Source organism: Streptomyces sp. RP5T, from assembly GCF_003933965.1.
In the GTDB taxonomy this organism is placed as follows: domain Bacteria; phylum Actinomycetota; class Actinomycetes; order Streptomycetales; family Streptomycetaceae; genus Streptomyces.
The window spans coordinates 1-6,648 of sequence record NZ_RSAJ01000460.1; the positions used below are offsets into that span (position 1 = coordinate 1).

Sequence of the window (6,648 nt, forward strand, 5' to 3'; positions counted from 1 at the left end):
GGGGTGAGGGGCGGGGCGTGCGCCCCTCGGCATCCCGTTCAGACCAGGAAGTCCCGGCCGATCCGTTCCGCCACGTCCTCCAGGATCGGGCCCGCCTCGGAGATGCACTTCTGGATGTCGGGCTCGGCGTCGGTGAGGGGGTAGACGCGGCGGATACCGGCCCGGCCGAGGGCCTCCGGGGGCAGGGCGAGGCGGCCGCACACGGCGACGACCTCCTTGTCCTTCGCGCGCGCCGCCGCGGCCACTCCCGCCGGGGCCTTGCCGTGCAGGGTCTGCTCGTCGAGGGACCCCTCGCCGGTGATCACCAGGTCGGCCCACTCCAGGGCGGGCGCGAAGCCGAGGACGTCGAGCATGACGTCGATGCCGGGGCGGAACGCGGCGCCGAGCAGGAGGGCGCCGTAGCCGATGCCGCCGGCCGCGCCCGCACCCGGTGAGGCGGCGTACTCGCCGGCCTTCGCGCCGACGGCCTTCTCCAGCACCGTCGCGTAGTGGGCGAGGGCGCTGTCCAGGGCCTCCACGTCGTCCGGGGAGGCGCCCTTCTGCGGGCCGTAGACCGCGGGCGCGCCCTTGGGGCCGGTGAGCGGGTTGTCGACGTCGCTGGCCAGGATGAACTCGACGGACGCGAACCGCGGGTCCAGGCCCGACAGGTCGGCCGAGGCCAGGTCGGCGAGGCCGCCGCCGCCCGGGGTGACGGGCTCGCCGTCGGCGTCCAGGAAGCGGGCACCGAGCGCGGAGAGCATTCCGGCGCCGCCGTCGGTGGTGGCGCTGCCGCCGACACCGAACACGATCGTGCGGGCGCCGGCGTCCAGCGCGGCGCGCAGCAGCTCGCCGGAGCCGTACGTCGACGCCGTGAGCGGGGCGAAGACCCCCGCGGGCAGCCGCTGCAGGCCGCTGGCCTCGGCCATCTCGACGACGGCGGTCTCCCCGCGGACCGCGAAGGCGGCGGTGACCTCCTGTCCGAGGGGACCGGCGACCGCCACCTCCCGGCGCTCGAAACCGGCCGCGACGGCCGCGGCCACGGTGCCGTCACCGCCGTCGGCGACGGGCAGCGACTCGACCTCCAGGTCCGGCACGACCCGCCGCAGTCCGGCGGTCACCCGCTCGGCGACCTGTACGGCCGTGAGCGAGCCCTTGAACTTGTCCGCGGCGATGAGCACGCGCTGTGTCACGTCTTCCCCTTGCTCTCCGGGCCTGACGCATGTCAAGGCCAGTCGCGCCGCTGCGACCTTAACCGCAGACACCCCCCGACGTCATGCACCGACCGGACCCTGAGAAGGCCCTGCGACCCCTCTGTGCGGTGCTCCGGAATGGGGTAAACCGGAGCTATGACCGTTGTGGGCACGGAGCCAGAGCTCGCCGACCGCATCCACGGGGGCTGGCTCGGCCGGATCGCGGGCAACATGCTCGGCAAGCCGGTCGAGCAGGGCGACCTGTGGACGCGGGACCGGATCGACCGCTATCTGCGGCAGGCGGCGGCGCTGCCCCTGACCGACTACCTTCCCGAGCCCGTGGGCGAGAGCGACGGTTTCGAGCTGCGGCCCGAGTGGCGCGAGTGCGTGCGCGGCCGCATCCACGGCAGCTGCCGTGACGACGACGTCGACTACGCCATCCTCGGCCTCGACCTCCTGGAGACCCACGGCTTCGGCTTCAGCACCGAGCAGGTGGGCGACCTGTGGCTGCTGCGGCTGCCGTACCTCCAGACGTTCACGGCGGAGCGGGCCGCCTACCGCAACCTCGCCAACGGGCTGAAACCGCCGCTGACGGCGACGTACGACAACCCCTGCCAGGAGTGGATCGGGGCGCTGATCCGGGCCGACATCTACGGCTGGACCTGCCCCGGGGCCCCGCGCCGCGCCGCCCTGCTGGCCCGCCGGGACGCGGTGCTCTCGCACACCGGGAACGGCGTGTACGGGGCGATGTGGGCGGCGGCGCTGATCTCGGCGGCGTTCACGGCCGCGACCGTGCGGCAGGCGGTGGACCAGGCGCTCGCGGTGATCCCCGCGAGCAGCCGTCTCGCCCGTACGGTCCGCCGGGTCTCCTCCCTGCACGACACCCGGATGACCTGGGAGGACACCCTGACCACGCTCGCGGAGGAGACCGCGGGGCTGGGCTGGATCCACACGGTTCCGAACGCGGCGGTCCTGACCGCCGGGCTGCTGTACGGCGACGGCGACTTCACCCGCACCATCACGCTCACGGTCCGGGGCGGCCTGGACACCGACTCCAACGGCGCGACCGCGGGCTCGGTGGCCGGGGTGCTCACCGGGGCGGACGCGATCCCGGAGCAGTGGAAGGAGCCGCTGGAGGACCGGGTGCGCAGCGCGGTGTTCGGCTTCGACGGCGTCCACATCACCGAACTGGCCGAGCGCACGGTCAGGTTGGCGCAGACGGAGGCCTGAGCACAGCCGGCGTCCTGAGCTGGGGGAACGGGTCGGTCGGCGGCCACGAAGGACAGGAAGCGAGGGGCGCACGGTCATCGGCCATGTGCTGGTGCGTGACACCTCGCGAGCCGTTCGGTGCCACCGGTGCGTCCGTATCCCCGACCCCGGTCCTGACCAGCCAGGACGGCCGCCGTGCCCTTGCCCGGGCGCCATGGGCCGCCCGGGCGCTCCCCTGGGGCTGGTTACCCTTCGGGGATGACCACCACCCAGGACTTCGCCGCCTACATCGCCGGTCTCCCCCGTGTCATCGCCGGAGCCGCCGCGCTCTTCCGGGACGCGGACGGCCGGGTGCTCCTGGTCGAGCCCAACTACCGTGATGGCTGGGCGCTTCCGGGCGGCACCGTCGAGTCGGACGAGGGCGAGAGCCCGCGGCAGGGCGCGCGCCGAGAGACCGCGGAGGAGATCGGTCTGGACCGTGAGCTCGGACGACTGCTCGCGGTGGACTGGGTGCCCGGGACGGGCCGCCCGCCGCTGGTCGCCTACCTGTACGACGGCGGGGTGCTCACCGAGGACGAGTTCAAGGCGATCCGCCTCCAGGAGGAGGAACTGCTGTCCTGGCGCCTCGTCCCGCGCGAGGAGCTCGCCGAACACCTTCCGGGTTCCCTCGGCCGCCGCGTCCTGGCCGCGCTGGACGTACTGGCCGACGGCTCGGGCACGGCGGAGCTGGAGAACGGTCACCGGGTGGGCTGACCGGGGCGGGCGCAGCGGTCCGTGCGCACGGACCGGCCCGGACGGGCGGCCGGATATGCGTTCGCCCGACCCGGATCACCCGGCCTACCCTCGAAGCCATGTCCAAGCCCCTCGTCGCCCTCCTCAGCGGCGCCGGCGTCTCCACCGACTCCGGCATCCCCGACTACCGCGGTCCGAACGGCCTGTGGCGGAAGGACCCCGAGGCGGAGAAGCTCGTCACGTACGACTACTACATGGGCGATCCGGAGATCCGCCGCCGCTCGTGGCAGATGCGGCGCGCGAACCACGCCCTGCACCCGCAGCCGAACGCCGCGCACCGGGCGGTGGCCGAGCTGGAGAAGTCCGGGGTGCCGGTGCGGGTGATCACGCAGAACGTGGACGGGCTGCACCAGCTCGCCGGGCTGCCCGCCCGCAAGGTCGTCGAACTGCACGGCACCGCACGGCAGGTGGTGTGCACGAAGTGCCACGCCCGCGGCCCGATGGAGGACGCGCTCGCCCGGGTCGAGGCCGGTGAGGCCGACCCGCCGTGCCGGGCGTGCGGCGGCATCCTGAAGTCGGCGACCGTGATGTTCGGCGAGCGCCTGGACCCGGTGGTGCTCGGTGAGGCGGTCGCCATCACCAAGGCGTGCCAGGTCTTCATCGCCGTCGGCACCACGCTCCAGGTCCAGCCGGCGGCGGACCTCGCGGGCCTCGCCGCCGACCACGGCGCCCGGCTCGTCGTCGTCAACGCCGAGCCGACTCCGTACGACGACCGCGCGGACGAGGTGATCCGGGAGCCGATCGGTACGGCGCTGCCCGCACTGCTGCGGAGGGTGGGCGCCGGGAGCGCGTCCTAGAAGAGCGCCGCCCCCCGTTCGAAGTCCAGCAGGCGCTGCTTGCGCTCCAGTCCGCCGCCGTATCCCGTGAGGCTGCCGTCGGCGCCGACCACGCGGTGGCAGGGGACGATGATGCCGATCGGGTTCCTGCCGTTGGCCAGACCGACCGCGCGGGAGGCCTTGGGGTTGCCGAGGGCGTCGGCGAGTTCGCCGTAGGTGCGGGTCTCGCCGTGCGGGATCCTGCGGAGCTGTTCCCACACCGTGCGCTGGAACGGGGTTCCGTGCAGGCGCAGTTCCAGGGTGAACTCCTTCAACTCACCGTCGAAGTAGGCCTTCAGCTGTTCCTCGGCCTCCTTGGACCACCCGTCGTCCGGCGTGCCGAAGGTCTCCTGCGGCGGGCGGTGGCGCTGCTCGGTCATGTAGAGGCCGCACAGGACTCCGTCGTCGGCGACGAGGGTCAGCGGGCCGTAGGGGCTGTCGATCACGGTGTGCTGTTTCACGGGACGTCCTTGTACGGGCTCATACGGGCAGGAAGTTGATGGGGTGGCTGTCGGTCGCCCACAGGTACTGGACGGCGTAGGCCCGCCAGGGGCGCCAGGCCGCCGCGCGGGCCGTCAGCGCGGCCGGGGTCGAGGGCAGGCCCAACTCCTGGGCGGCGCGGCGGATTCCGAGGTCGGTCGGGAGGAAGGCGTCCGGGTCGCCGAGGGCGCGCATGGCGATGACGTCGACGGTCCAGGGGCCGAAGCCGGGCAGGTCCAGGAGCCGGGCGCGGGTCTCGGACCAGTCGCTCTCGACGCCCAACTGAAGCTTTCCGTCCGCCAGTTGGTTCACCAGGGTGGTGAAGGTCGTACGGCGGGTGCGGGGCATCGCGAGTGCGGCGGGGTCGAGTGCGGCGAGGGCCTCGGGGGCCGGGAAGAGGTGGGTGAGGCCGCCCTCCGGGTCGTCGACGGGTTCACCGTGGGCCGTGACCAGGCGGGCCGCGTGAGTGCGGGCCGCCGCCGTGGAGACCTGCTGGCCCAGCACGGCCCGTACGGCGAACTCCGCCTCGTCGACCGTGCGCGGGACGCGGCGGCCCGGCGCCTTGTCCACCAGGGGCGCGAGCAGCGGGTCCGTGCGCAGCCGGTCGTCCACGGCGACCGGGTCGGCGTCCAGGTCGAGCATCCGGCGGCAGCGGCTGATGGCGACGGTCAGGTCCCGCAGGTCGCTCAGGGTCAGCCGGCAGGCGATGTGGTCGGGGCGGGGCGTGAGGGCCACGACGCCGTGTCCGTAGGGCAGTCGCAGGGTGCGCCGGTACGCGCCGTCCCGCCACTCCTCCACGCCCGGGACGGCGGTGGCCGCGAGGTGGCCGAAGAGGTTGTCGGGGTTGAGGGGCGCGCGGAACGGCAGGCGCAGGGACAGGAAGCCGGGGGTGTCCGGCGCGGTCCTCCTCGCGGCGCGGGTGCGCAGCTCGCCCGGCGCGAGCGCGAAGACCTCGCGCACGGTGTCGTTGAAGGTGCGGATCGCCGAGAAGCCGGCCGCGAAGGCGATGTCCGCCATCGGGAGCGCGGTCGTCTCGATGAGGATCCTCGCCGTCTGGGCGCGCTGGGCGCGGGCCAGGGCGAGCGGGCCGGCGCCGAGTTCGGCGAGGAGCTGGCGTTCGATCTGCCGGGTGCTGTAGCCGAGGCGGGCGGCGAGGCCGGGCACGCCCTCGCGGTCGACCACGCCGTCGGCGATCAGCCGCACCGCGCGGGCCACGAGGTCGGCGCGCTGGTTCCACTCGGGCGAGCCCGGGCTGGTGTCGGGCCGGCAGCGCTTGCAGGCGCGGAAGCCCGCCTGCTGGCAGGCCGCCGCGCTCGGGTAGAAGGTCATGTTCTCGGGCTTGGGCGGGACCACCGGGCAGCTCGGCCGGCAGTAGATGCGGGTCGTCAGGACTGCGGTGAAGAACCAGCCGTCGAACCGCGCGTCCTTGGACTGCACGGCGCGCACACAGCGCTCGGTCTCGGTGTACATCCCCGTCTGCATGCGTCCAGCATCGACCACCCGGCAGCGCTCGGCTGGCGGGAATCCGACATCAGCGTCGCGCGCCCTGGGACGGGTCCCGGCCCGGTCGCCACGCGGACTCGCGCAGGAGCCGCAGCCCGTTGAGGCCGACGAGGACCGTCGAGCCCTCGTGCCCGGCGACCCCGAGCGGCAGCGGGAGGTGACCGAGGAGGTCCCACAGGACGAGTCCGGTGATGAAGGTACCCGCGATCACCAGGTTCTGCAGGACCAGCCGGCGGGCGGTCCGGGACAGCCGTACGACCGCCGGGACGGTGGCGAGCTCGTCCCGTACGACGACCGCGTCCGCGGTCTCCAGCGCGAGGTCGGAGCCGGCCCGGCCCATCGCGATGCCGGAGTGGGCGGCGGCGAGCGCGGGCGCGTCGTTGACGCCGTCCCCGACGAACAGCACCTTGCGCCCCGCGTCCTGGAGCTCCCGTACGGCGTCCACCTTGTCCTCGGGCAGCAGGCCGGCGCGAACGTCCACCAGGGCGGTGGCCTCGGCGACCCTTGCGGCGGACCGTGCGTTGTCGCCGGTGAGCAGGACGGGGGCGGTGCCGGTCAGGGCGGTGAGCGCGGCGGTGGCGGCGGGAGCGCCGGGGCGGAGGCGGTCGGTGAGGGCGAGGGTCCCGAGGGGGACGCCGTCGCCGGTGACGAGGACGACGGTGGCTCCGGCCGCCGCGTGG

At 74.1% G+C, this 6,648-nt stretch carries 7 protein-coding genes; 3 read left to right on the top strand and 4 right to left on the bottom strand.

Going from position 1 to position 6,648, the window contains the following annotated elements:
* Positions 1-38: 38 nt before the first annotated feature.
* Complete coding sequence (locus tag EHS43_RS33360; protein ID WP_125194397.1) at positions 39-1,157, bottom strand: glycerate kinase; 1,119 nt, start codon at positions 1,155-1,157, stop codon at positions 39-41.
* A 168-nt stretch (positions 1,158-1,325) separates the two neighbouring features.
* On the opposite strand from EHS43_RS33360, the gene EHS43_RS33365 reads away from it, so the two are divergent.
* From EHS43_RS33365 to EHS43_RS33375, 3 genes are all read left to right on the top strand, one after another.
* Positions 1,326-2,399: an ADP-ribosylglycohydrolase family protein gene (locus EHS43_RS33365; protein ID WP_125194392.1), complete on the top strand. Its 1,074-nt coding sequence runs from the start codon at positions 1,326-1,328 to the stop codon at positions 2,397-2,399.
* Between the two features lie 237 nt (positions 2,400-2,636).
* The gene (locus tag EHS43_RS33370; protein ID WP_125194393.1) at positions 2,637-3,131 is read left to right on the top strand and encodes an NUDIX hydrolase; all 495 of its coding nucleotides are present in this window, start codon (positions 2,637-2,639) and stop codon (positions 3,129-3,131) included.
* A 98-nt stretch (positions 3,132-3,229) separates the two neighbouring features.
* Positions 3,230-3,967 (top strand): Sir2 family NAD-dependent protein deacetylase, encoded by a 738-nt coding sequence (locus EHS43_RS33375; protein ID WP_125194394.1) that lies wholly within the window; start codon positions 3,230-3,232, stop codon positions 3,965-3,967.
* Here EHS43_RS33375 and EHS43_RS33380 read toward each other — a convergent pair.
* The 3 genes from EHS43_RS33380 to EHS43_RS33390 all read right to left on the bottom strand — a co-directional run.
* The gene (locus EHS43_RS33380) at positions 3,964-4,446 is read right to left on the bottom strand and encodes a methylated-DNA--[protein]-cysteine S-methyltransferase (protein WP_125194395.1); all 483 of its coding nucleotides are present in this window, start codon (positions 4,444-4,446) and stop codon (positions 3,964-3,966) included. The genes EHS43_RS33375 and EHS43_RS33380 overlap by 4 nt on opposite strands.
* Before the next feature lie 19 nt (positions 4,447-4,465).
* Entirely contained in the window at positions 4,466-5,947 is a 1,482-nt protein-coding gene (locus EHS43_RS33385; protein ID WP_312023459.1) for an AlkA N-terminal domain-containing protein, read from the bottom strand.
* A gap of 49 nt (positions 5,948-5,996) precedes the next feature.
* A partial coding sequence (locus EHS43_RS33390; RefSeq protein ID WP_125194396.1) for an HAD-IC family P-type ATPase occupies positions 5,997-6,648 on the bottom strand: 652 nt, incomplete at its 5' end.

Excerpts from the sequence above, each read along its gene's own strand:
- EHS43_RS33365 (WP_125194392.1), top strand. The coding sequence starts at position 1,326 with ATGACCGTTGTGGGCACGGAGCCAGAGCTCGCCGACCGCATCCACGGG.
- EHS43_RS33370 (WP_125194393.1), top strand. The coding sequence starts at position 2,637 with ATGACCACCACCCAGGACTTCGCCGCCTACATCGCCGGTCTCCCCCGT.
- EHS43_RS33375 (WP_125194394.1), top strand. The coding sequence starts at position 3,230 with ATGTCCAAGCCCCTCGTCGCCCTCCTCAGCGGCGCCGGCGTCTCCACC.
- EHS43_RS33385 (WP_312023459.1), bottom strand. The coding sequence starts at position 5,947 with ATGCAGACGGGGATGTACACCGAGACCGAGCGCTGTGTGCGCGCCGTG.